Raw genomic sequence first — 22,454 nt, 5'->3', positions numbered from 1 at the left:
CGCGCGAGATGTGCGCGCCGGCCCGGGCCGGTGCTCCGACCCGGGCCGGTGCGCGGTTCCTGCCCCGGTCAGCTCGACCGGCGCGGCTCGCCGCGGTAGGTGCCGAACTGCCAGACGTTGCCCTCGGGGTCGCGGATGGTGACGTCCCGGGAGCCGTAGTCAGTGGTGTAGGGGGCCCGCACGATCTCCGCCCCGGCGGCGACAGCCCGCGCGTGCACGGCGTCCGGATCGGCGGTGACCACGTAGCAGCCGGTCGCCTCCACCGGCCACTGGCCGCCGTCGTCCCGGACGGAGCCGAGCATGACCCCGCCGCCCTCGGGCCAGTCGAGCTGGGCGTGGTCGACCCGGTCGCCCTCGCCGTACACCACGGTCTCCTCGAAGCCGAGGACGTCCACGAGGAAGCGGATGAGCCCGCGGGCGTCCCGGGCCCGGAAGGCCGGCCACACCACGGGGGCCGGCGCCGTCTGCTGCTGGTCGGTCTGCTGCGTCGTCGTCATGGCGACGACAGTGCCGTGGCGAGCGCGGCGGTGTCTTGAACGTATCCGAACTCCGCCGCCACCCAGCGGGTGGGCGGCAGCCCGGAGAAGGCCCGCCACTCCCGGGTCAGGTGCGCCTGGTCGCTGAAGCCGGCGGCGACGGCGAGCCCGGCGAGATCGGGCGGCAGGCCGCGGGAGACTCGCCCCGCGAGCGCACGGCGGGCCCGGTCGAAGCGCACGACCCGGGCTGCCTCCTTGGGTCCCAGCCCCGTCTCGGCGCGGAACCGCTGCTCGAGGTGCCGGGTGGACCAGCCGACCCGGGCGGCCAGCTGGGACACCCGCAGCCGCCCCCCGGCCGCCGTCGTCAGCCGCCAGGCCTCCGCGACCTCCGCCGGGACGCCGTCGACGTCCCGGAGTCGGCGCAGCAGCGCCGCGTCCAGCACGGCGAACCGTGCGGGCCACCCCGCGGCGGTCCGCAGCCCGTCCACCAGCTCGGTGCCGGCCGGGCCCAGCAGGTCGGTCAGCGACACGTCCAGCGACGCCAGCTCGCCGGCGGGCAGGCCCAGCAGGGCGCGCGCCCCCAGCGGCGTGAGCGAGAGCTGGATGCCGGCCTGCCGACCGGGGTGCACGATCCGCGCCGGACGGGTGTGCAGGCCGCCGACGAGCGCGTCGAACCGGCCGGGGGACTGGGCGGGGTCGGGGTGGGCGGCCATCTCCAGCGGGTCGTCCAGGGTGAGGACGACGGTCAGCCAGGGGGAGGGCAGGCCCAGGTGCTCGCCGGGCGGGAACCCCTCGTGCCGGTAGCCCAGGGCCGCCGCGACGTACCGGCGCAGCGCCGGGTGCGGGCGGTGCACCACCGACTCCTGCCGCACCCGACCAGCATCGCAGCGACGAGGGCGCGGCTCCAGGGCGTTGCGGACACCGGCAGGCCGAACCCGCGCAGGGCGGCGGTCCGGGGCGCCGAGGCGGCCTCAGTAGCCGGCGGTGGAGGCGATCCCGAAGAGGACGAACAGGGCGAAGAACCCGACCCCGATCCAGCCGAGCACGATGCCGGCCGTCGCCATGCCGCCACCGGCCTCGCCGCGCTCCTGGATCTGCCGCTTGGCCGTGTAGCCGAAGACCAGTGCCAGGATGCTGCCGATCCAGTACAGCCAGAGGATCCCCAGCACCATCGAGGCGATGGCCATGCCGTTGGTGCGCTGGGGCAGCGCGTAGGGATAGCCGTACGGCGGACTGTAGGGCGGGTAGCCGGGGCCGTGCGGTGGCGGCGGGCCCTGGTAAACGCCGGCCTGGGGGTAGCCGCCGTAGGGGGCCTGCGCCTGTCCCCAGGTGGCGGGGCCGGGGGCGCCGTACGGGTCGCCGGCGCCCGGCTGGTGCGGACCTGGGTACGTCATCGACTCACTCCTGGTGGCTGCGCGCCGGCCGGGGGCTCCGGTCCCGAGGCGTCGGCGTCATCCTGACGCGCCGCGGCGGTGGTGCCGACGCGGCGCGCGGTCCAGGCCACCCCGATGAGGCAGGGACGGGCGAGGCGTGCCACCGCCATGTCGTCGCCGGGCGAGCGCCGCGCCCGTGCACATCAAGGACGCGATACGGCCGCTGAACTGGCCTTTTCTGTCGTACCCGCGGCCTAGCCTGGGTGCAACGACGAGGTCGCGGACCGGGAGGAGGGCACGGTGTCCGAGCTGCTGTCCGCCCTCGACGAGCTGGCCGCCACCGATCTCGCCGAGTTCTCCGACGACGGTCTGCTCGACCTCGTCGGCAGCCTGGTGGCCGCGACGAACCGCATGGCGGCCGCGCTGACCACGGCGGTCCGTGCGGCCGACCGCCGGGAGGCCTACCGCCGTGACGGCGCCGTCTCCATGAAGGCCTGGCTGCGGGGCAGCTGCCGCATGGCGCCCGAGCAGGCCACCGCGACGGTCTCCACCGGCCGGCGGCTCGAGCAGCTCCCGGAAACAGCGGCGGCCTTCGCCGCCGGGGCGATCAGTGCCGCGCACGCTCGGGTCATCACGAAGGCCATGACGCCCGGCCGGATCGCCAAGGCCGCCGAGATCGGTATCGACCTCGGCGAGACCGACGGCATCCTGGCCGACCTGGCCCGGGCCACAGCCCCGCACGAGACCGCGCGGGGCGTGAAGGAGTGGGTCGCCGGAGTGGACCCCGACGGGACCTTGGACGACGCCGCCGACGTGCGCCGCCGGTTCACCATGGCGTCCGGGCTCGACGGCCGGGTGCACCTGCGCGGTGACCTCGATGCCGTCGGCGGCGAGTACCTGCACACCGCGCTCGCCGCTCTCATGAACGGCGACCGCCCTGCCGGTGACCTCCGGTCCCACGCCGAGCGGCAGGCCGACGCGCTGGTCGCGCTGGCTCGCGGGGCTCTCGACGGCGGCTCGCTCCCCGACGTCCGCGGGGAGCGGCCACACGTGCGCGTGACGATCGACTGGTTCGCCCTGTGCGCCGCGCGCGGCGCTCCCGGTGTCGCTGGTGGTTCCTTGGGCTGGTCCGGTCCCATCAACCCCGAGACGGCACGCCGGCTGGCCTGCGACGCCAGTATCGCCCGCGTCATCACCGGCCCGGACGGGCTGCCCCTGGACGTCGGCCGAGCGCAGCGGACTTCATCCGCGGCGATCCGCCGGGCCATCGAGGTTCGCGACGCGCACTGCGTCTTCGCCGGCTGCGATGCACCGCCGGAGTGGTGCGACGTCCACCACGTCGTGCACTGGGCACACGGCGGGCCGACGAGCTGCGACAACGGCGCCCTGCTCTGCGAGCGGCACCACACGTCCTGCCACGAGGGCGGGTTCACGATTCGACGAGATCCCGGCACCGGCCGCTGGCGCACCTACCGGCCCGACGGCACGGAGATCCTGAGCCGCGCCGGCCCGTGACCGCTGCGGCGACGCCGCTCGGCTCACACCCCGCGCGGGGCGTACATGATCACCGCGACGCCGACGAGGCAGATCAGTGCGCCGGCGACGTCGTACCGGTCCGGCCGGAAGCCGTCGACGACCATGCCCCAGGCCAGCGAGCCGGCCACGAAGACCCCGCCGTAGGCGGCGAGGATCCGGCCGAAGTTCGCGTCCGGCTGGAGCGTGGCGGCGAACCCGTACAGCCCGAGCGCGATGACGCCGGCGCCGATCCAGGCCCAGCCGCGGTGTTCCCGGACCCCCTGCCACACCAACCAGGCACCGCCGATCTCGGCGACGGCCGCGAGGGCGAAGAGGACCAGGGACCGGGCGACGGTCACTCGACGGCCGCCAGGAACCGGCGGAGGGTCTCGAGGAACACCTCGGGCTGCTCCGAGTGCACCCAGTGGCCGGCGTTCTTGATCCGCACGAGCCGGGTGGACGGGAAGAGCGCGTCCATGTGCGGCCGGTCCTCGGGGAGCACGTAGTGGGAGTTCGCCCCCGCGATCCACAGCACCGGCCCGTCGAACACGGCACCGGGCGGGGGATCGGGGAAGCCGCGCAGCTCGCCGAGGTCTCGCTCGAGCAACTCCAGGTTCAGCCGCCACTGCCAGCCGTCCCCCGACTCCTCCCGGCCGAGGCTCTGCAGCAGGAAGCTGCGCACCATCCGGCTGGGCACGGCGGTGCGGAGGGCGGCGTCGGCGTCGGAACGGGACTCCAGCGCACCCAGGTCGATCGCCCGCATCGCGGCGATGAAGGCCGCGAACGGCGAGGCCTCCTCGTCGGGGTCCTCGGTCCGCCCGCCCTGCAGCGGGTACTCGACCGGGGCGATGTCGACGACCACGAGTGCGCGCAGCAGCTCCGGCCGGCGCAGCGCCAGCTGCATCGCGACCTTGCCGCCCATGGAGTGACCGACGAGGGTGGCCGGCTCGCCGAAGGACTCCAGCTCGGCGGCGACCATCTCGGCCATGTCCACGTAGTCGACACGCTCGGTCCACGGCGAGTGACCGTGGTTGGGCAGGTCGAGCAGGGTCACCCGGTGGTCGTCGGCCAGCCCCCTGGCGATCGTCGTCCAGTTCTTCCCCTGGCCGAAGAGCCCGTGCACGAAGACGACGCGCGGTCCGGCCTCGCCCAGCGTCCGGGCGGCGAGGGCCTCCTCGGGGTTCAACGTCACCCGGCGATTCCACCAGACGCCCGGCGCCGCGCCCCGCTCAGTCCAGCACCACCTCCGTCTCGCCGGTGTCGCCGTCCAGCGCGAGGCACCCGCCGTCGACGTGGCGGGGTCGCCATCCGGGGACGACACGTCCACGACGATCCGACGGCGGCGCGCTCGGCTCCTGCGGGGCGGCGTCGCTTCCCGCCTCTACCGTGCCGGGAGGTCCACGAGGGGGAGCAGATGCCAGGACGACGCCGGAGCGCGACCAGCACTCGACGGTCGACGGGGACCACGAGGAAGGCCGCGTCACGGAAGCCGGCAGCGCGGAAGCCCACGCCGAAGAAGGCCGCGCCCGAGCTGCCCAGCGCGGGCCCGGGGGAGAGGGTGTGGGTGCTGGCCGTGCCGTTCCGCGCGCCCGCGCCGGGAGCGGTCTGGCACCCGGGCCTGCAGGCCCACGTGTGGGTGGGCCGGTCCCTGCCGCCCGAGCTCGCGCCCTACGACCCGCCGCCCTACAGCCTCGAGCGCTTCCTCGAGGACGAGCTCAACGAGGCGCCCCGCCCCCTTCCCGAGGCCCGGCCGCTCACGCCACGGGACCAGCAGTGCGACGGCGCCGACGTGGTGGCGGCCCATGCGGCCGCCGGGGGCAGGGTCTTCCTCCTCGGTGACGATCCCGGCGTCGGCAAGACCGGAACCGCGATCCTGGCGGTCAAGGCGATCGCCGAGCAGCGCGACGTCCGCACCGCGCTGGTCATCGCCGACCGGCCGGCCGCCATCACCATCCCGCACTGGGCGCGCTCGATCGCCGGCTTCGGCGACGGTGGCCTGCGCTGGTGCGTGACCACCTGGGACCGGCTGAGCAAGGTGGCGAAGCTGCGCTTCGACGTCGTCGTCGCCGACGAGGCGCACATGGTGCGGCACACGACGACGCAGCGGTGGAAGCACTGGAAGGCCGTCTCCGGCGCCGCGCGGGTCAAGGACACCCCGTACGTCCTGGCCGCGACCGCGACGCCGGCGCACACCCCCCTGGAGCTGCCCTACCTGGCGCCGGAGTTCGCCGACCGGCACGAGGAGTCGATCAAGGACTGGGCCGACCTACCGAAGGCGCTCGAGCGGCACACGTTCCACGTGGAACGTGGCCGCTACGGCTGGCAGTGGACCGAGGACGCCGACGAGCGCCGGGCCGACCTCGCCCGGTTGCAGTCCTGGCTCGCCGACGCCGATCCACCGGCGACGCTGCATCGCCCGGCCCCGTGGGGACCGGTGTCGGTGACGGGGACGCCGGTGCTGCTCAGCCCGGCCGAGCGGGCGCAGTACGAGGCCGAGTGGTCGGAGTTCCGCGCGGAGATGCAACTGGCCCGGCGCGGCCGGCAGTCCGCCCGCGGTCGCGCGGCCCTGCTGCGGTTCCGGCAGAAGGCCGGGCTGATCCGCGTGCAGGCAACGGTCGACTGGATCAAGGCGCAGGTGGAGGCGGAGCGGCAGGTCGCGGTCTCGGTCGAGTTCGTGGAGACGGCGGCTGATCCGATCCGCGAGGCGCTGCTGGACGCCGGCATCCCGGTGGCCGGCATCTACGGGCGCGACCGCTTCGACGTCGAGGCCGAGCGGCTGCGGTTCCAGCGCGGCGACGCGGCGGTGTGCGTCTTCACGGTGACCGCGTCGATCAGCCTGCACGCCGGTGAGCTGCTGCCCGACGGGTCGACGGCGTCGGAGGCGCCCCGCGTGGGGTTGTTCCACCAGCCGCGGTTCTCCGGCATCCAGGCCCGGCAGGTCACCGGGCGCACCCACCGCGACGGGAAGGCCTCTCCGTGGCGGGTGGCGTTCGCGGCCGACACGGTCGAGGAGCAAGTGGCCCGGGTGATGGTCGAGCGGCTGGCGGTCAGCGGCTCCACGGCCGGGGCGGACACCTCGGCGCTGCGGGAGATCGCCGAGCTGCTCGACGCCGACTGGCTGCCCAGCACCGCCCTCACCGAGGCCTGAGCTCCACCGGGCTCAGGCTCCCGGCGTGGCCTGCAGGTCATCGCGAGGCGTCACCAGGTCGGCCCGGACGGGATGGTCGCCGACGCCCGTCTCGGTCCAGGAGACCTCCACGACCTGCCCCGCGCGAAGGGAGCCACGGGCGCTGGGATGCAGCGCTCCCACCTCGACCCAGCAGTGGCCGGGGAGGTCCGGCGACTCGACGAGGCCGCCCCCCTCGTCGCCGTCCCACCGGACGACCGTGCCCACGCTCGTTCCGCTCTGCACCATCCGCCCAGCGTGGCGGGCGACCGACGAGCGGGCAAGGGACCACCACCGACCCGATCCGGCAGACCGCGACACACCGCGCGGGCGGGCTCCGTGGCGGCTGCGCTCATCGCGACGCGGCCGGCTCGAGCTCCAGGTGCGGACCCGCGCCGACGACCGCCACGCGGTCGCCGTCGACGGCCAGCGCGGTGCCGTCCGCCAGCCCGAACACGCGGTGCCCCAGGTCGCGCGCCGCTTCCCGGAGGGCCTCCTCCGACGCGTTCGGGAAGTACGGCGAGCCCAGGTGCGGCACGACCAGGACGTCGACCAGGCCGAGGCCCACGGTGTCCTCCGGTCGCGGCTGCTCCGACTGGCTCAGCGCGAGGTGCGGCCCGAGCACCATGCTGCCGGCGCTGATCCCGATCAGCAGCCGCTCACCGAGCAGATCGGGCAGCCGGTCGGCCAGGCCCGAGCGGCGCAGCCACCGCAGCAGGTGCGTGGTGTCCCCACCGGTGAGCACCAGGACGTCGGCCGCCTCCAGTCGCGACTCCCACACCTCGGCCTCCAGCGCCGAGACGTCGACGATGTCGACCTCGGCGAACCCGGCGCGCTGCAAGTTCACGAAGTCGGCGATCAGCCAGCCCTTGTCGCCCGCGATGACGTTGGCCGCCGTGGGGACGACGGCGGCCCGCAGCCCGCTCAGCGGGCGTCCGGCCAGCTCCTCCGTCGCCGCGACCAGCGTCGGGTCGCAGAGGCCGGCGGAGGTGAGCAGCAGCCTCATGCCGGGCAGAGCCAGTCGTCCGACGACGGCGCCACGGCTCCCTCCAGCGGCGGGAAGTGCGTGCGGAAGGTGAACGCCTCGGGGGTCGGGCCGTGCGCTCGCAGGTGCCGGATGCGCGCCTCCGCGTCGTCGGTGGTCGGCAGGGTGCCCGCCGGGATCCACCACAGCGCGGGCGTCGCCTCGGCGGCGCGGGAGAACCACTCCCGGCGCCGCCGCATGATCTGCACGTGCCGCCCGCCGAAGACGTAGGCGGCCAGCGACTCGACGTCCCGCCAGACGGTGAGGTTCACGATCACGCCGTGGCTGCCGGCGGCGTCCCAGCCGAACGCCTGCACCGAGGTGGCGTTGCCGTCCTCGGTCTGCAGCCGCCAGACGAATCCGGGCGCCCGGTCGGCCTCGGCGTTGACCTCGTCCAGGGCGGCCATGAAATCGGCCAGCACGGGGCTGTCGAGCGGGGCGAGCAGGCGGGAGACGTTGACCTGGGCGAGGTGGTGGTCCACGGGCCGACCGTAGGGCACCCGCCCGTCCGTCGACGAGGTCGGTGGTGACGGCCCCCGGCCCGCTGCGCTAGGTTCGAGCCCGTACGTGGCACGGGGTGTCCCGCCCGGGACTGAGAACACACCCGTCGAACCTGCTCCAGTTCGCACTGGCGAAGGGATGTCACCGGCATGTCCGATGCTGTGGAAGTCGTCGACCTGCGCGCCGCCCGCGCGGCGCTGCGCGAGAACGCACCGCTCGTCCACTGCCTGACCAACACGGTGGTGCAGACGCTCACCGCCAATGCCCTGCTGGCCGTCGGCGCGGCGCCGGCGATGGTCGACGCCCCGGAGGAGGCCGAGGACTTCGCCGCCGTCGCCTCCGCCGTCCTGGTCAACGTGGGCACCGTGCACCAGCGCACCGCCGCGGCGATGCGGCTGGCCGCCCGCTCGGCCGGCGCGGCGGGCACCCCCTGGGTGCTCGACCCGGTGGCCGTGGGTCCGCTGGCCTACCGCACGGCGCTCGCCGGCGAGCTGGTCGAGCTCTCGCCGGTCGTGGTGCGCGGCAACGCCTCGGAGGTCATGGCGCTGGCCGGCGCCGGCGCCGGCGGCCGCGGGGTCGACAGCACCGCCGGCGCCGATGACGCGGCGACCGCCGCCGCACAGCTCGCGGCACGCACCGGGGGTGTGGTGGCCGTCAGCGGCGCGGTGGACCTGATCACCGACGGCGCGCGGACCATCCGGGTGGGCGGCGGCTCACCGCTGCTGACCCGCACCACGGGTGCCGGGTGCGCGCTCGGCGCCCTGGTGGCGGCCTACGTCGCCGCGACCGGCGACGCCCTGACCGGTGCGGTGGCAGGGCACGCGCACGTCGCGCTCGCCGCGGAGCGGGCCGCCGAGACCGCCACGGGGCCCGGCACGTTCGCGCCCGCCTGGCTCGACGCCCTGGACGCCGTCGGCCCCGACGACCTCGCGGGCGCGGACGTGCGGAGCGACTGATGCGACCGGCGTTCGACCCGACGCTCTACCTGGTCACCGACACGGAGCTGTGCCGGCCACGGTCGGTGGCCGACGTGGTCCGCGCGGCGGTGGCCGGTGGGGTCACCGCCGTCCAGGTGCGCGACAAACACGCCTCCCGCCGGGACCTGCTGGCGCTGACCCGCTCGGTGCAGGCCGCGCTCGCCGACCGGCCGGACGTGGCCGTGCTGGTGAACGACGCCCTCGACGTCGCCCTGCTGGCCGGCGCCTCCGGCGTGCACATCGGGCAGGAGGACCTGCCGGCGGCCGAGGTGCGGGCGGCGCTCGGACCCGACCGGTTGCTCGGCCTCTCCGTGGAGAGCACCGCCGACCTGACCGCCGCCCTGCGGCTGCCGCCGGGCACCGTCGACCACGTGGGCCTGAGCCCGGTGTGGGCGACGCCGACGAAGCCGGAGGCAGGCCCCGGGCTGGGCCTCGACGCGGTGCGGGAGCTGACGGGCGCGGCGCACGCGGGCGGGTTGCCGGCCGTGGCGATCGGCGGCATCGACGCCGCCCGGGCCGCCGCCGTGGCCGCCACCGGGGTGGACGGCGTCTGCGTGGTCTCCGCGGTCTGCGCCGCCCCCGACCCACGCGCTGCGGCCGCGGCGCTCCGTGCCGAGCTCGCCCCGGTGGGTGCGCGATGACGCCCACGGCGCTCACCGTGGCTGGCAGCGACCCCAGCGGCGGAGCGGGCATCCAGGCCGACCTGAAGACCTTCAGCGCGCTCGGCGCGTACGGCACGGCGGTGCTCACCGCGCTCACGGCGCAGAACACCCGGGGAGTCACCGGGGTCCACCCGGTGCCAGCCGACTTCGTGGCCCAGCAGCTGCACACCCTGCTCGACGACGTCGACGTGCACGCCACCAAGCTCGGCATGCTGGGCAGCGCCGACGTGGTGCGGGCGGTGGCGGGCGTGCTGGCCGAGCGGCGCCCCGGCCCGGTCGTCTGCGACCCGGTGATGGTGGCGACCAGCGGGCACCGGCTCATCGACGACGACGCGGTGGCCGCCGTCCGCACCGAGCTGCTGCCGCTCGCGGACCTGATCACCCCGAACGTGCCCGAAGCCGCCGCGCTGCTCGACGGCGAGCCGGCCACCGACGTGGACGGGCTGCACGAGCAGGCGCGGGCACTGCTCGACCTCGGGCCCGGCGCGGTGCTGCTGAAGGGCGGCCACCTCGGCGGCCCCGACAGCGTCGACGTGCTGGCCACGTCCGCCGGGACGACGGAGACCCGCCGCCCCCGGGTGACCACGACGGCGACGCACGGGACCGGCTGCACCCTCTCGTCGGCGTTGACCGCGCTGGCGGCCCGCGCCGGTGCGCCCCCGGACTGGGCAGCCCTGGTGGAGCCCGCCCGCGACTACCTGCAGCGGGCTCTGGCCGGGGGCGGCGCGCTGGGGATCGGGTCCGGCCACGGCCCGGTGCACCACTTCGCCGGGATCTGGCCCGCGTGAGGGGGTTCGGCGACCGGGCCTGGGCGGCGACCGCCGACCTCCGCCGGGCGATCGACGAGCTGCCCTTCCTCGCCGAGCTGGCCGCCGGCACCCTGGCACCCGAGGCGTTCCGCCACTACCTGGAGCAGGACACCCTGTACCTGGGCGGCTACGCCCGCGCGCTGGCGCTGCTGGCGGCCCGCGCCCCGGACCCGGAGGCGGCCGCGTTCTGGGCCGGCTCGGCGCAGAACTGCGCGGTCGTGGAGACGCAGCTGCACGCCGACCTGCTCGGCTCGGAGCTGCTGGGGGAGGCCGGCGCCCCGCCGGAGCCGTCGCCGACCTGCCTGGCGTACACCTCCTACCTCGTGGCGACGGCGGCGACCGCGCCGTACCCGGTCGCCGCCGCGGCCGTCCTGCCCTGCTACTGGGTGTACGCCGACGTCGGCGCCCGGCTGGCCCCCGCCGCGCGGGCCGCCGCCGACCACCCGTACCGCCGGTGGGTGGCCACCTACGACGTCGCCCCGTTCCAGGAGGCCGCGGCCGCCGCCCGACGGCTGACCGACGCCGCGGCGCGCACCGCGCCCGACCAGGAGGCCGCCATGCTCACCGCGTTCGCCATCGCCACCCGGTACGAGCTGGAGTTCTGGCGCGCGGCCCACGCCGGCGAGGCGTGGGCCGTCGCGATCTGACCGGCGTCAGCCCCGGGAGGCGCCGTCCCCGTCCGACGAGATCGGCACGGTGGTCACGCCCTGCGCCGCCGAGCCGCTGAGCCGGCGCAGCAGCGCTGCCACGTCGATGCCGGTGAGGTCACCGGACAGCTGCAGCCCCTGGGCGACGTTCGCCGCGACCGACTTCCCCAGCGAGCCCGCCCCGTCGGAGGAGATGACGGTCATCTTGTCCACGCTGGACAGCGGGGCGGCCGCCGCACCCACGACCTCGGGCAGCACCTTGACCAGCATCTCCAGGATCGCCGCCTCGCCGTACTTGGCGAAGGCGTCGGAGCGCGCATCGAGCGCCTCGGCCTCGGCCTGACCGCGGGCGAGGATCGCGGCCGCCTCGGCGGCGCCCTCGCGCTCGACCGCGTCGGCGATCGCCTGGCGGCGCTGCTTCTCGGCCTCACCGCGCTTGGCGCCCTCGATCGCTTCCGCCTCGGCGAGCGCCGAGCGCCGCGCCCGCTCGCCCTCCCCGGAGAGCCGGGCCTGCTCGGCGGCGGCCTGGGCGGCGGCGATGGTGGCCTGGCGCTCCGCCTCGGCGGTGAGGATGGCGGAGTTCTTGCGCCCCTCGGCCTCCTGCTCGACCCGGTAGCGCTCGGCGTCGGCCGGGCGGCGGACCTGGGTGTCGAGCTGGCGCTCGGTCAGCGCCGCCGTCCGCTCGGCGACCTTCTCCTGCTCCATGAGGACCGCCTGGTCCTGCGCGGCCTGCGCCAGCGGCCCGGCGGCCGCCGCGCGGGCCTTCGCGGCGTCGGTCTCGGCGGTGATCTCCGCCTGCTTGAGCGCCAGCTGGCGCTGGGCGATCGCGATCGCCTCGTCGGCCAGCAACTGCTCCTGCTGCGCGGCCTGCCGGGCGCGCGCCTCGGCGATGCTCGCCTCCTTGAGCACCCGGGCGGCCTCCGGGCGGCCCAGGTCGGCCAGGTAGGACCCCTCCGCCTGGATGTCCTGCAGCTGGAAGGTGTCCAGCACGAGACCCTGGCCGGTGAGCGAGGACTCGGCCTCCTCGGCGACGGCGGAGGCGAAGGCGGCCCGGTCGCGGATGATCTCCTCGATGGTCAGCCGGCCGACGATCGAGCGCAGCGCACCGGCGAGCACCTCCGACGTGAAGGTGTCGATGCCCTCCTGCTGGTTGAGGAAGCGCTGGGCGGCCGCGCGGATCGAGCTCTCGGTGCCGCCGACCTTCACGATGGCGACGCCCTCGAGGTCGCACTTCACGCCCTGCTTGCTGACCGCACCGCGGATACCGACCGGGATCCGGCGGCTGGAGAGGTCCATCGTGTGCAGCTTCTGCACGACCGGGAGCACGAAGACGCTCGCGCCCATCACGACCTTCTGGCCGGACTGGTCGCGGGAGACGACGCCGCTGGTGTCGGTGACCTGGCGACCCTGGCGCCCGGTGACGATGAACGCCTGGTTGGGGCCGGCCACCTTGATCCGGGACAGCACCAGCAGGACGAGCAGGATGATCAGGGCGACGATGCCGCCGATCGCGTAGAGCAGCGTCACGTGTGGGTGCCTCCGGGCTCGGTGAGGGGATCCGTCGCGGTGGAGACGACCTGGACGGCGGTCTCGCTGAGTGCCTCGACGACGTAGACGGGGGTGCCGGCCGGCAGCGAGGTGTCGCTGCGGGCAGAGAACTTGAGGGGCTGGCCGGCCAGCGCCAGCCGGACCTCGCCGAAGCCGCCGGCGGGGACGGCCGAGACGACGACGCCCTGCGCCCCGGCGAGGTGGTGGCGGGTCAGCGTCTCCTGCGTCGGCATGTCGCGCAGCGCCCGGGACAGGCGCACCGCGCCCCAGGCCAGGGGCAGGGCGACCACCAGCCCGGCCACGGCGGCGAGCAGGGCGGTGACGCCGGTCGGGAGCCCGGCGGGCAGCAGCGCGGTCGCGGCGGCGCCGCCGAAACCGATGCCGCCCAGCAGTGCGGCGATGGCCGGGACCGAGAAGGGACCGTCGACGTCGCCGCCGAGGTCGCCGATCTCCCCCACGACCGTCGCCAGCAGCAGCACGACGAGGCCGAGCGCGCCGACGACGAGGAACGTCACCGTCGTCGTGTCCACCCAGCTCCCTCCGCGTGTCGTCGTCGGGGAGCCTGGCAGTTCCGTGACCGCCCAGGCAAGGAAGTCGCTCGCCCGGGGGAGCCCGGCGACCCCCGCCTGCGCGGGGCGGGCGATCATCGGGGGCATGAGGCGGGAGGCGAGCATCCTGCACCTGGACCTGGACGCCTTCTTCGCCGCCGTCGAACAGCGCGACAAGCCCTCGCTGCGCGGCCGGCCGGTCGTGGTCGGTGGCGTCGGCGGTCGCGGCGTCGTCGCCACCGCCTCCTACGAGGCCCGGGCGTACGGGGCGCGGTCGGCGATGTCCACCGCGGAGGCGCGCCGGCGGTGCCCTCCGGGGACGGCGTTCCTCGGTGGCCGGTTCCCCGCCTACCGCCGCACCTCCGACGTCGTCATGGACCTGCTCCGCGAGCTCTCCCCGTTGGTGGAACCCGTCTCGATCGACGAGGCGTACGTCGACCTCGCCGCCGGGCCCGGGCACGACCTCTCCGTTTCCGGTGTGACGGAACTAGCCAGGGGGCTCAAGGAGCGCATCGCCGTTGCCACGGGGGGCGTCACCGGGTCGGTCGGCGTGGGCAGCTCGAAGCTGATGGCGAAGATCGGCTCGGACCTGCAGAAGCCCGACGGCCTCGTCGTCGTCCCGCCGGGCGGCGAGCTCGACCTCCTGCACCCGCTGCCGGTCACGCGGCTCGGTGGCGTCGGCCCGGCGACGGCGGAGCGGCTGCACCAGGTCGGCGTGCGCACGGTCGGCGACCTGGCCGCCAAGTCGCTGCCCGACCTCGTGGCGCTCGCCGGCCGCGCCCACGGCGCCGGCTTGCACGCCCTGGCCCGCGCCGAGGACGACCGCGCCGTCGTCCCCGACCGGGGGGTGAAATCGGTGTCGCACGAGGAGACGTTCGAGCGCGACCTCACCGACCTCGCCGTGCTGAATCGGGAGATCGACTCGATGGCGGCGCGGGTCGGCAGCCGGTTGCGCGCCTCGGCGCACTCCGGCCGCACCGTGACCCTCAAGCTGCGCCGGTACGATTTCACCACGATCACCCGGTCCCAGACCCTGGCCCAGCCCACCGACGACGCCCGGCTGATCGCCGCCACGGCCCGCCGCCTGCTCACCGAGGCGGGGACCGGTGGGGGCCTGCGCCTGCTCGGGGTGGGTGTGTCGGGGCTGTCCCTCTACGCGCAGGGCGACCTGTTCGCGACCGAGGACGACGCGCCCGACGAGGCCGCGGCGCCCGAGCCGGAGGCGGCCGCGGAGCCGGAGCTGCCGGTCGAGAAGCGCTGGTGGCCGGGGCAGGACGTGCGGCACGAGGAGCTGGGGGCCGGCTGGGTGTGGGGCCGCGGGCTGGGCCGGGTGACGGTGCGGTTCGAGGGCCCGTTGACGCCGCCGGGCCCGGTGCGCACGCTGGCCGCCGACGACCCGGCACTGCACCCCGCCGAGCCACCCGACTGGAGGGCACCCGGCTGACCGCGACGGGCGGCGCGCTCCGGGTGCGGCCGGCGCCCGTGTAGAACGGCTCCATGACCGGTCGTCCCGAACCCAGCGCCTGGACCCGCATGACCCAGGAGGACCCCGAGCACTCCGCCGCGTACGTCCAGCGGTTCCGCACCCTCGCGGAGCAGGGGATGGACCTGGTGGGGGAGGCGCGGCTCGTGGACGCGATGCTGCCGCGCGGATCGCGGGTCCTGGACGCAGGCTGCGGCCCCGGACGGGTCGGCGCCCACCTGCACGAGGTTGGACACCAGGTGGTGGGCGTCGACGTCGACCCGGTGCTGATCGCCGCGGCCGAGGAGGACCACCCGGGTCCGCGGTGGCTGGTCGGCGACCTCGCCGAGCTGGACCTCCCCGCGCAGCAGGGCATCGACGAGCCCTTCGACGCCATCGTGAGCGCCGGGAACGTGATGGCGTTCCTCGCGCCGTCCACCCGCGGCGCGGTGCTGCGCCGGCTGCGCGCCCACATCGCGCCGGACGGCCGGGCCGTCATCGGCTTCGGCGCGGGCCGCGGCTACGCGTTCGACGACTTCCTCGCCGACGCCCGTGCGGCGGGTTGGGAGCCGGACCTGCTGCTCTCCACGTGGGACCTGCGGCCGTTCACCCCCGACTCCGACTTCCTGGTGGCGGTGCTGCGCCCCGCCTGAGCAGCCGCCCGGGCGCCGTCGTGCCGCTCGTCCCACGGGTCGGACGGTGTCAGCGGGGCAGCCACCGCGGCCGGGTGCTCGGCGGCAGCAGCGCTCCCGCCGTCCACGGAGGACGCCCCGGCGGGGCGACGACCGTGACGGGCCCGGCCGGCGACGGCAGCTCGACCAACCATGGCCCGGGATCGATCGGGGGTCCCGGCCGCTCGTCCCCGGGGCGGGCGTCCAGCAGCCAGTGGGCCGTCGCGGCGAGCGAGAGGTCCGCGCACCAGCCGCCGCCCTCGGTGCGCTGGCGGCCGAGCAGCCCCAGGACGGCGGCTGCGGCCAGGTGGCCGGTCGCGTGGTCGAGCGCCTGCACCGGCAGCGCGCCCGGCACGTCGCCCTCGCCGTATGCCGTCGCGATGCCGGTCGCCGCCTGGACCAGCGAGTCGAAGCCCCGGCGGCTCCCCCACGGGCCGCGCGTGCCCCACGCCGACAGCCGGGCCACGACGAGGTGCGGGTGCCGCTCGGCCAGTGACCCGGGATCGAGGCCGTGGCCGTCGAGCGCCCCCGGCCGGTAGCCCTGGACGACGACGTCGGCTCCGGCGACCAGTTCCTCCACCCGGGTGCGGTCGTGCCGGTCGGCCAGGTCGAGCAGCACGTGCCGCTTCCCCGCGCCGGTGTCGCGCAGCAGACCGAGGTCGTCGGGCGCCTGCGGGGAGTCGACCCGCAGGACGTCGGCTCCGTGCGCCGCGAGCGCCCGGGTGGCCACCGGGCCGGCGATGACCCGCGTCAGGTCGAGCACGCGCATCCCGCGCAGCGCGACGCAGCGCCCCGGATGCTCGGCGACGTGGGTCACCGCGACGAGGGGCTGCTCGCGCACCGCCGCCGCCTGGGGGTGCGCCGCCCAGACGGCTTCGCTGCGGACGGCCGCCGCCGCCCCACCTGCCTCGACCACCGCCGTCTCCAGCTCCTCGGCACGCCACCGGAGCGCGGCGGACGCCACGTCCTCACCCAGCACCGCCGTCGCGGCAGCGCGGTGCTGCGGGTAGTTGCCGTGGAGCCGGACCCAGCCGTCGGCGGTCCGCCAGAAGCGGGACAGCGGGGCGAACCCGCCGCCGGCTGGTTTCCCGTGAAACCTCACGTGCCGTTCGCCGGCGAAGGATGCGGCCACGTGCCCCGCGTCGAGGTGGAGCGGTCGTTCCGCCACCTCGCCGACGTCACGGGCGGCGAGCAGCTGCGCGGCGACCGCACCGATCGCGAGCCCCGGGACGTCCAGGCGGCCGGCCAGCCCCGTGCGTGCGCGCACCAGTGGAACGCCGACGTCCCATGCGGCGCCGATCGCCGTCCCCACCTCGTCGACCAGCCGGGCCGCGCCCGGCGGGAGGGTCACCCGGGCCCACCGGGCCCGCGGGACGGCGCCCCACCCGCTGGTGGTGCCAGCGGGATACCGAGCGCGATCGTCAGCTCCAGCACCGTCTGCGGGTCCTCCAGGCCGCGCCCGTAGAGCTGACGTAGCTGCGTCATCCGGTAGCGGACCGTCTGCGGGTGCACGAACAGCGCCGCGGCGACCTGGTCGCGCCGGCCGTGGTGCAGCAGCCAGCAGCGCAGCGTCTCGGTGAGCTTCTCCCGGGCGGCCTCGCCCACCGCCTCCAGCGGGGCCAGGACCCGGGCCCGCAGATCCGCCAGCGCCTCCTCGTCGGCGCGCAGCAGCAGCTCGGCCAGCCGGGCATCGGTGTCCAGGGGTCCGTCCTCCGCCCCGGCCATGCCCAGCCGCAGGGCACGCACCGCGCGGCCGTAGGACGCCTGCGCGCTCCACCACGGGCGCGCCGGCCCGACCACGGCCCGGCGGCCCGCCAGGCCGCGCAGCAGGGCGCCGCGTCGGGCGCCGTCGGCGTCCGGCACGAGCAGCACCGCGGTCTCCCCGGCCGGGTCCAGCCCGGGCAGGTCCTCGGCCGCGACGAGGGTGCGCGGATCGAGGGAGACCATCGCGCCGCGGACCCGCCCCTCGGGGAGCAGCGCGACGGTCAGCGTGCGCGGCGGCGTCCAGTCGGCCCGCTGCGCCAGCTCGGTGAGCTCCGTGTGCGGACTGCCGGTCAGCAGCCCGCGCGCCAGCCGCTCGAGCAGGCGCTGGCGCGCGCGCCCGCTGGAGGCCAGCTCGTCGGCGTGCCCGGCGACGCTCGCCGCGGAGAGCCGGTCGATGTAGGCGAACACCAGCTCGGCGAACCGGGCGAGCGACTCGGGGTCCATTCCCGTGCGGACGGCGGTGGCGCTCATGTCCCGCCATGACACCCGCGCACCCACCCGGTAGGCGGCCAGCAGCGCGTCCATCGAGCGGCCGCTGCGCGCCTCACCGCGGCCCAGGGCGTACGCGGCCTCGACGACCGGGCCCCCGGGGGTGCCGGCGTCCACGTTGCCCCCGGCGGCGGCGACCTGCAGGAAGCCCCGCAACGCCATCTCGACGGCGGCGGAGATCTTGCGACCCATCGGGCCGGCGAACGCGTCCGCGTAGCTGGGGACGCCCACGATGATCTCCTCCACCGCCCGCTCGGCGACAGCCGTCAGCTCGGCGCGCATCGCCTCCGCGACGGTCTCCGGGAACGGTGCCGGGTCCGGGGACATCGGGTCTCCTTTGTTCAGCCGGAACAGAAGCTACCGCTGGATTCACATCCGGAGCACAGGTATCTGGTGCTCGGACTGGGAAAGCTGAGTACATGACAGCAACCGCCCCTCGCCCCGCTGCGGCTCGCCCGCCGACGCGGAGCGCGCTGCGCGACCGGGTGTTCAGGCTCGCCGAGCTGGTGACCACCCCGCTGCTGCCGGTCGACTACCTCGACCTGTTCGACCCGCTCCGCTCGGGTGCGGCTCTGCGCGGTCGGATCGAGGCCGTGCAGCGGGAGACCCGGGACGCGGCGAGCATCGTGATCCGCCCCGGCCGCGACTGGCTGCCGCACACGCCCGGCCAGTACGTCCGCATCGGCGTCGACATCGACGGGGTCCGCCAGTGGCGCGCCTACTCGATCACCTCGGTCCTCGGCCGGGCCGACGGCTGCTTCACCATCACGGTGAAGGCCATCCCCGACGGCAAGGTCAGCAACTACCTGGTGCACCGCGTGCAGCCGGGCACGATCGTCCAGCTCGACCAGGCCACCGGGGAGTTCTGCCTGCCCGAGCAGGTGCCGGCCAAGGCGCTGTTCGTCACCGCCGGGTCCGGCATCACGCCGGTCATGGGCATCCTGCGCAACCACGCCGACTCCCTGGCCGACACCGTGCTGGTCCACTCGGCGCCCACCGCCGACGACGTCGTCTTCGGCGACGAGCTGCGGCAGATGGCCGCCGAGGGCCGGATCCGGCTCATCGAGCAGCACACCGACAGCGCCGGCATGCTCGACGCGCGGTCGATCGCCGAACTGGTGCCCGACCTGCACGAGCGCGCCACCTGGGCCTGCGGCCCCGTCGGCATGCTGGAGGCGCTGGAGGAGCACTGGGCCTCGGTCGGCATCGCCGACCGGCTCTACACCGAGCGCTTCCGCCCGCGGATCGCCGTCACCGGCGAGGGCGGCACCGTCACCTTCACCAGGAACGGCGCGAGCGTCGAGGCCGACGGCGCGACCCCCATCCTCGACGCCGCCGAGGAGGCCGGCGTCCTCATGCCGAGCGGCTGCCGGATGGGCATCTGCTACGGCTGCGTGCTTCCCCTGCGCGAGGGCGCGGTCCGCGACCTGCGCAACGGGGAGATCACCACCGCGGAGGACGTCGGCGACGGCGTTCTCGTCCAGACCTGCATCAGCGCCCCCGCCGGCGCCTGCGCCATCGACCACTGATCCAGCCGAACCGAGGAGCCGGACACATGACCGTTCTGCAGAAGAAGCCCGAGAACCCGATCGCCCACCTGACCGCCGAGGACATCGAGCTCATCGGCAAGGAGCTCGACACCATCCGGCAGGAGGTGCGCGACAGCCTCGGTGAGGACGACGCGAAGTACATCCGCACGGTCATCGACGTGCAGCGCAAGCTCGAGCTGGGCAGCCGCGCCGTCCTGCTGTTCTCCAAGTTCCCCCCGGCGTGGGTGCTCGGCACCGCCGGCCTCTCGATCGCCAAGATCCTCGAGAACATGGAGATCGGGCACAACATCCTGCACGGCCAGTGGGACTGGATGCGCGACCCGAAGATCCACTCCACGACGTGGGAGTGGGACATGGCCAGCCCGGCCGCGCAGTGGAAGCACTCGCACAACGAGCTGCACCACACGTACACGAACGTCGTCGGCAAGGACAACGACCTCGGCTACGGCATCATGCGCGTCGACGAAGACCAGAAGTGGCACCCGTTGTACCTGGCGCAGCCGCTGTGGAACTTCATCAACGCCTGCTTCTTCGAGTACGGGATCGCCGCGTACGACCTGGAGCTGGGCAAGAACCTGGCAACCAAGAAGCGGCGCAACGACCCGAAGTTCCGGGCTGCCGCCAAGCAGGTGCTGAAGAAGATCCGCAACCAGGCCGCCAAGGACTACGTCGTCCACCCGCTGCTGTCGGGCCCGTCGTTCCTGCCGACGCTGGCCGCGAACTTCACCGCCAACGTCGTGCGGAACCTGTGGTCGCACTCGGTCATCATGTGCGGCCACTTCCCCGAGGGCGTGGAGACCTTCGAGAAGACCTCGATCGAGGGGGAGACCCGCGGCGAGTGGTACCTCCGCCAGATGCTGGGCTCGGCGAACATCTCCGGCAGCAAGGCCATGCACATCATGACCGGGAACCTGTCGCACCAGGTGGAGCACCACCTGTTCCCCGACCTCCCGAGCAACCGGTACGCCGAGATCGCCCCGCGGGTGAAGGAGATCTTCGACCGCTACGACCTGACCTACCACTCCGCCCCGCTGTACAAGCAGGTCGCGAGCGCGTGGCACAAGGTCATCCGGCTCTCGCTGCCCAACGGCTGGCTCGCCGAGACGACGCCGAAGAACGCCCCGGCGCAGCTGGCCAAGCTGTACAAGATGACCACCGGCGGGCCCAAGGTCCGCCGCGAGCTGATGCGCGCCGCCGCCTGAGAAAGGACCCCGCCCACCTCACCCTTCGCTCGCTCAGGGTGGGCCTCGGGGCAGGGCCGTGAACGGGAGAGGCCCAGGACCGTCGTGGTCCTGGGCCTCTCGCGTGCAACGCCCCCCGGCGCTCAGGGCATCAGCCCTGGCCGGGGAAGTTCAGCGACCACAGCAACGTCGGGTCGCTGATCGGCACCTCCCACACCGGGCCGTCGAGATCGGGGTCGACGACCTCCCCGCGGCCGAGGAATGCCGCGACCTGCCCCTGGGCCTGCATCGCGGCCACCGGGAACCGCGCGACGTCCAGCAGGAAGCCGTGCGGGTTGAGCGCGGCGGTGGTGGCCTCGTCGTTGCGGAAGAGGCTCGTCCGCGACCACAGGTCACCGGCGTCGACCAGCGTGTAGGACGTCGGGTTCGGCACCGTCTGGTCACCGAACGCGACCTGGACCAGCACCCGGTCGTGCCGGATCAGCGGCGCGAACGTCTCCGGGCTGCCGGGTCGGGTCAGCCACGTCGCCTTGGCCAGGTAGTCCTGGATGGCCAGGGCACCGGGCGCGGTCGCGGTCACCGGGCCCTCACCGCGCAGCGGCAGCTGCTCCTCGAAGAACCAGCGGCTGGCGTCGGGGCTGTTGGGCGCCAGACCCGCGGCCTGGAGCGCCTGGAAGGTGAGCGGCCGGAAGGCCGGCGAGAGGCGCGAGATCTCGCTGATCGGGCCCCCGGGCACGTTGAGCACCGAGCGGGCAATCGCCCGGTCGGCGCCGGCGAGCATGGTGCCGTAGATGCCACCGAAGCTCTGCCCGAAGTAGGTGACCCGCGCGCCGGACAGGTCGCCGCGCCGGTCGCCGTCGACGTCCGTTCCGCCCAGCGAGCGGACCAGCGTCATGATGTCGGCCGCGGTCTGGCGGAGCGCGTCCCGGGACGAGACCGCACCGGCCGCGCCCGTGGCCGAGGAGCCCTCGGTGCTGCCGAAGAGCCCGTCACCGTCCTGGTCGACGCCCCGGCCGTAGCTCGAAAACGTCCGGGTCTCGCCCGCTGCTGTGGTGATCTGCCAGGTGCTCTCCGGGCCGTACCCGTGCCCGACCACGTTGGTCCCGATGGTCGCGATGCCGCTGCGGGCGTTGGTGAGGGCGGCGAGGAACACGCTGGTCGTCGAGCCGGTGAAGCCGTGCCCGAAGACTGCGGTAGGCCAGCCGCCGTCCGGCGCGGGGCCGGGCGGGAGGACGGCGACGAAGGGCAGGCGGTCGGCCTCGACCGGCGCCGGACCGTCGTCCCGGGTCGGCGTCTGGGTGATGGTGCCGTCGGGGGTGAGCCAGGACGGTGCCTGGTAGGAACCGAACACCAGCGTGCTGCCGGCGGGCAGGAGGTTGATCGGCTGGACGCTCGGCCCGGCCGGGGTGCCCCCCGGCGTGCCGGGAGCCGGCCGGTCGGGGACGAAGGTGACCGTCGAGCCCGTCACCGGGACGACGCCGTCGATCTCCAGCCCGGGGCGCGCGATCCCGAGCTCGCGCAGCGCGCGGTTCGACTGGATCTGCCGGTTCAGGTCGAGCAGTCCGTCGGTGGCGCTCAGCGTCGTGAAGGTCTCGGTGGTGGCCGAGTTCGCCGGCCCGGCCTGCACGTCGATGCGGTACGTGGTGCCCGGTGCGAGCTGCTCCACGGGGTGGGCGTACAGCGTGTTGGTGGCCGGGTCCCAGACGACGCGGTCGACGCCGGTGCGCCACCCGCCGCGCTCCTGCCGCACGGTGATCCGCTCGGCGACCTGGGCCGGGTCGACCGGGGCGCTGAAGCGGACGGCGATGCGCGGGTCGAGGTCGAAGCCGTCGAGCTGGTTGAGCCGCTCGACGAGACCGCAGGTGACGACGGTGCCGCAGTTCTCCGTCGGCAGGGCGACCCGCAGGCCGGTGAGCTGCTGCCGGTCGGGAACGGTCAGCTCGTTCGTGGGGAAGACCGATACCGGCTGGGCCGGTGCGGGGGCGGCGAGCGCGGGGGAGGCGGTGGCCGTGACGGTCACCGCCGCAGCCAGGGCGCTGATGACCGACGCGGTCGTCCGGCGCCAGGGATGTGAGGACAACGGGTCTCCTA

General features: G+C 75.0%; 23 protein-coding genes and 1 riboswitch. Of the genes, 10 read left to right on the top strand and 13 right to left on the bottom strand.

All coding sequences use genetic code 11. The annotated features are described in order from the left end of the window. Positions 1 to 68: 68 nt before the first annotated feature. From ACI79K_RS16780 to ACI79K_RS16770, 3 genes are all read right to left on the bottom strand, one after another. Entirely contained in the window at positions 69 to 497 is a 429-nt protein-coding gene (locus ACI79K_RS16780) for a VOC family protein (RefSeq protein WP_456600260.1), read from the bottom strand. Further along, positions 494 to 1,348 (bottom strand): helix-turn-helix domain-containing protein, encoded by an 855-nt coding sequence (locus ACI79K_RS16775; protein WP_456600259.1) that lies wholly within the window; start codon positions 1,346 to 1,348, stop codon positions 494 to 496. Before ACI79K_RS16775 ends, ACI79K_RS16780 begins: the two co-directional genes overlap by 4 nt. 99 nt (positions 1,349 to 1,447) lie before the next feature. Further along, on the bottom strand, positions 1,448 to 1,870 hold the full coding sequence (locus ACI79K_RS16770; RefSeq protein WP_456600258.1) for a DUF4190 domain-containing protein: 423 nt from the start codon (positions 1,868 to 1,870) through the stop codon (positions 1,448 to 1,450). Positions 1,871 to 2,149: 279 nt separating this feature from the next. Between ACI79K_RS16770 and ACI79K_RS16765 the strand changes: the two genes are divergently transcribed. Beyond that, positions 2,150 to 3,364 carry a DUF222 domain-containing protein gene (locus tag ACI79K_RS16765; RefSeq protein ID WP_456589639.1) on the top strand — a complete coding sequence of 405 codons (1,215 nt, stop codon included), beginning with the start codon at positions 2,150 to 2,152 and terminating at the stop codon, positions 3,362 to 3,364. Positions 3,365 to 3,387: 23 nt separating this feature from the next. Here the strand turns inward: ACI79K_RS16765 and ACI79K_RS16760 are convergent, their stop codons facing one another. Continuing rightward, positions 3,388 to 3,723 (bottom strand): YnfA family protein, encoded by a 336-nt coding sequence (locus ACI79K_RS16760; RefSeq protein WP_456589638.1) that lies wholly within the window; start codon positions 3,721 to 3,723, stop codon positions 3,388 to 3,390. Then, the gene (locus ACI79K_RS16755; RefSeq protein WP_456589637.1) at positions 3,720 to 4,556 is read right to left on the bottom strand and encodes an alpha/beta fold hydrolase; all 837 of its coding nucleotides are present in this window, start codon (positions 4,554 to 4,556) and stop codon (positions 3,720 to 3,722) included. The genes ACI79K_RS16760 and ACI79K_RS16755 overlap by 4 nt, the downstream gene beginning before the upstream one ends. Before the next feature lie 372 nt (positions 4,557 to 4,928). On the opposite strand from ACI79K_RS16755, the gene ACI79K_RS16750 reads away from it, so the two are divergent. Further along, positions 4,929 to 6,512, top strand: a complete 1,584-nt coding sequence (locus ACI79K_RS16750) for a helicase (RefSeq protein ID WP_456600257.1) — start codon at positions 4,929 to 4,931, stop codon at positions 6,510 to 6,512. A 12-nt stretch (positions 6,513 to 6,524) separates the two neighbouring features. Here the strand turns inward: ACI79K_RS16750 and ACI79K_RS16745 are convergent, their stop codons facing one another. From ACI79K_RS16745 to ACI79K_RS16735, 3 genes are all read right to left on the bottom strand, one after another. Continuing rightward, complete coding sequence (locus ACI79K_RS16745) at positions 6,525 to 6,779, bottom strand: hypothetical protein (protein ID WP_456589635.1); 255 nt, start codon at positions 6,777 to 6,779, stop codon at positions 6,525 to 6,527. A 103-nt stretch (positions 6,780 to 6,882) separates the two neighbouring features. Next, the gene (locus ACI79K_RS16740; RefSeq protein ID WP_456600256.1) at positions 6,883 to 7,536 is read right to left on the bottom strand and encodes a Type 1 glutamine amidotransferase-like domain-containing protein; all 654 of its coding nucleotides are present in this window, start codon (positions 7,534 to 7,536) and stop codon (positions 6,883 to 6,885) included. Next, complete coding sequence (locus tag ACI79K_RS16735) at positions 7,533 to 8,036, bottom strand: DUF3291 domain-containing protein (RefSeq protein WP_456600255.1); 504 nt, start codon at positions 8,034 to 8,036, stop codon at positions 7,533 to 7,535. Before ACI79K_RS16735 ends, ACI79K_RS16740 begins: the two co-directional genes overlap by 4 nt. 81 nt (positions 8,037 to 8,117) lie before the next feature. Beyond that, positions 8,118 to 8,211, top strand: a riboswitch (TPP riboswitch). Here ACI79K_RS16735 and thiM point away from each other — a divergent pair. From thiM to ACI79K_RS16715, 4 genes are all read left to right on the top strand, one after another. Further along, positions 8,205 to 9,011, top strand: coding sequence for a hydroxyethylthiazole kinase (gene thiM / locus ACI79K_RS16730; RefSeq protein ID WP_456589632.1), 807 nt, complete (start codon positions 8,205 to 8,207; stop codon positions 9,009 to 9,011). (Overlaps the previous riboswitch by 7 nt.) Next, entirely contained in the window at positions 9,011 to 9,673 is a 663-nt protein-coding gene (gene thiE, locus ACI79K_RS16725) for a thiamine phosphate synthase (protein WP_456589631.1), read from the top strand. Before thiM ends, thiE begins: the two co-directional genes overlap by 1 nt. Further along, on the top strand, positions 9,670 to 10,482 hold the full coding sequence (gene thiD, locus ACI79K_RS16720; protein ID WP_456589630.1) for a bifunctional hydroxymethylpyrimidine kinase/phosphomethylpyrimidine kinase: 813 nt from the start codon (positions 9,670 to 9,672) through the stop codon (positions 10,480 to 10,482). The genes thiE and thiD overlap by 4 nt, the downstream gene beginning before the upstream one ends. Next, entirely contained in the window at positions 10,479 to 11,150 is a 672-nt protein-coding gene (locus ACI79K_RS16715) for a TenA family protein (protein ID WP_456600254.1), read from the top strand. Before thiD ends, ACI79K_RS16715 begins: the two co-directional genes overlap by 4 nt. 6 nt (positions 11,151 to 11,156) lie before the next feature. Here ACI79K_RS16715 and ACI79K_RS16710 read toward each other — a convergent pair whose 3' ends face one another. Both ACI79K_RS16710 and ACI79K_RS16705 read right to left on the bottom strand, forming a co-directional pair. Beyond that, positions 11,157 to 12,677 carry a flotillin family protein gene (locus tag ACI79K_RS16710; RefSeq protein WP_456589628.1) on the bottom strand — a complete coding sequence of 507 codons (1,521 nt, stop codon included), beginning with the start codon at positions 12,675 to 12,677 and terminating at the stop codon, positions 11,157 to 11,159. Beyond that, the gene (locus ACI79K_RS16705; protein WP_456600253.1) at positions 12,674 to 13,228 is read right to left on the bottom strand and encodes an NfeD family protein; all 555 of its coding nucleotides are present in this window, start codon (positions 13,226 to 13,228) and stop codon (positions 12,674 to 12,676) included. The genes ACI79K_RS16710 and ACI79K_RS16705 overlap by 4 nt, the downstream gene beginning before the upstream one ends. Positions 13,229 to 13,352: 124 nt before the next feature. Here ACI79K_RS16705 and ACI79K_RS16700 point away from each other — a divergent pair, with 124 nt between their 5' ends. After that, complete coding sequence (locus ACI79K_RS16700; RefSeq protein WP_456589626.1) at positions 13,353 to 14,690, top strand: DNA polymerase IV; 1,338 nt, start codon at positions 13,353 to 13,355, stop codon at positions 14,688 to 14,690. Positions 14,691 to 14,743: 53 nt separating this feature from the next. Further along, a complete protein-coding gene (locus tag ACI79K_RS16695) occupies positions 14,744 to 15,361 on the top strand; it encodes a class I SAM-dependent methyltransferase (RefSeq protein ID WP_456589625.1) in 618 nt (205 codons plus the stop codon). Positions 15,362 to 15,410: 49 nt separating this feature from the next. On the opposite strand, the gene ACI79K_RS16690 is transcribed toward ACI79K_RS16695, so the two are convergent. Together ACI79K_RS16690 and ACI79K_RS16685 are read right to left on the bottom strand one after the other, a co-directional pair. Then, a complete protein-coding gene (locus tag ACI79K_RS16690; RefSeq protein ID WP_456600252.1) occupies positions 15,411 to 16,730 on the bottom strand; it encodes a CoA transferase in 1,320 nt (439 codons plus the stop codon). Then, the gene (locus ACI79K_RS16685; RefSeq protein WP_456600251.1) at positions 16,727 to 17,959 is read right to left on the bottom strand and encodes a PucR family transcriptional regulator; all 1,233 of its coding nucleotides are present in this window, start codon (positions 17,957 to 17,959) and stop codon (positions 16,727 to 16,729) included. Before ACI79K_RS16685 ends, ACI79K_RS16690 begins: the two co-directional genes overlap by 4 nt. 92 nt (positions 17,960 to 18,051) lie before the next feature. Between ACI79K_RS16685 and ACI79K_RS16680 the strand changes: the two genes are divergently transcribed. Together ACI79K_RS16680 and ACI79K_RS16675 are read left to right on the top strand one after the other, a co-directional pair. Beyond that, positions 18,052 to 19,161: a ferredoxin reductase gene (locus tag ACI79K_RS16680; RefSeq protein WP_456595989.1), complete on the top strand. Its 1,110-nt coding sequence runs from the start codon at positions 18,052 to 18,054 to the stop codon at positions 19,159 to 19,161. Between the two features lie 26 nt (positions 19,162 to 19,187). After that, the gene (locus tag ACI79K_RS16675) at positions 19,188 to 20,384 is read left to right on the top strand and encodes a fatty acid desaturase family protein (RefSeq protein ID WP_456589621.1); all 1,197 of its coding nucleotides are present in this window, start codon (positions 19,188 to 19,190) and stop codon (positions 20,382 to 20,384) included. A gap of 130 nt (positions 20,385 to 20,514) precedes the next feature. Here the strand turns inward: ACI79K_RS16675 and ACI79K_RS16670 are convergent, their stop codons facing one another. After that, entirely contained in the window at positions 20,515 to 22,443 is a 1,929-nt protein-coding gene (locus ACI79K_RS16670; protein ID WP_456600250.1) for an Ig-like domain-containing protein, read from the bottom strand. Between the last annotated feature and the right edge of the window lie 11 nt (positions 22,444 to 22,454).

It is taken from the genome of Blastococcus sp. SYSU DS0616 (assembly GCF_054051015.1).
This window is presented reverse-complemented; position numbering and strand designations above follow the sequence as displayed.

Coding starts and splice junctions, on each gene's coding strand:
- ACI79K_RS16745 (WP_456589635.1), bottom strand. CDS start 6,779: ATGGTGCAGAGCGGAACGAGCGTGGGCACGGTCGTCCGGTGGGACGGC.
- ACI79K_RS16780 (WP_456600260.1), bottom strand. CDS start 497: ATGACGACGACGCAGCAGACCGACCAGCAGCAGACGGCGCCGGCCCCC.
- ACI79K_RS16680 (WP_456595989.1), top strand. CDS start 18,052: ATGACAGCAACCGCCCCTCGCCCCGCTGCGGCTCGCCCGCCGACGCGG.
- ACI79K_RS16770 (WP_456600258.1), bottom strand. CDS start 1,870: ATGACGTACCCAGGTCCGCACCAGCCGGGCGCCGGCGACCCGTACGGC.
- ACI79K_RS16685 (WP_456600251.1), bottom strand. CDS start 17,959: ATGTCCCCGGACCCGGCACCGTTCCCGGAGACCGTCGCGGAGGCGATG.
- ACI79K_RS16675 (WP_456589621.1), top strand. CDS start 19,188: ATGACCGTTCTGCAGAAGAAGCCCGAGAACCCGATCGCCCACCTGACC.
- ACI79K_RS16700 (WP_456589626.1), top strand. CDS start 13,353: ATGAGGCGGGAGGCGAGCATCCTGCACCTGGACCTGGACGCCTTCTTC.
- ACI79K_RS16695 (WP_456589625.1), top strand. CDS start 14,744: ATGACCGGTCGTCCCGAACCCAGCGCCTGGACCCGCATGACCCAGGAG.
- ACI79K_RS16740 (WP_456600256.1), bottom strand. CDS start 7,536: ATGAGGCTGCTGCTCACCTCCGCCGGCCTCTGCGACCCGACGCTGGTC.
- thiD (WP_456589630.1), top strand. CDS start 9,670: ATGACGCCCACGGCGCTCACCGTGGCTGGCAGCGACCCCAGCGGCGGA.
- thiM (WP_456589632.1), top strand. CDS start 8,205: ATGTCCGATGCTGTGGAAGTCGTCGACCTGCGCGCCGCCCGCGCGGCG.
- thiE (WP_456589631.1), top strand. CDS start 9,011: ATGCGACCGGCGTTCGACCCGACGCTCTACCTGGTCACCGACACGGAG.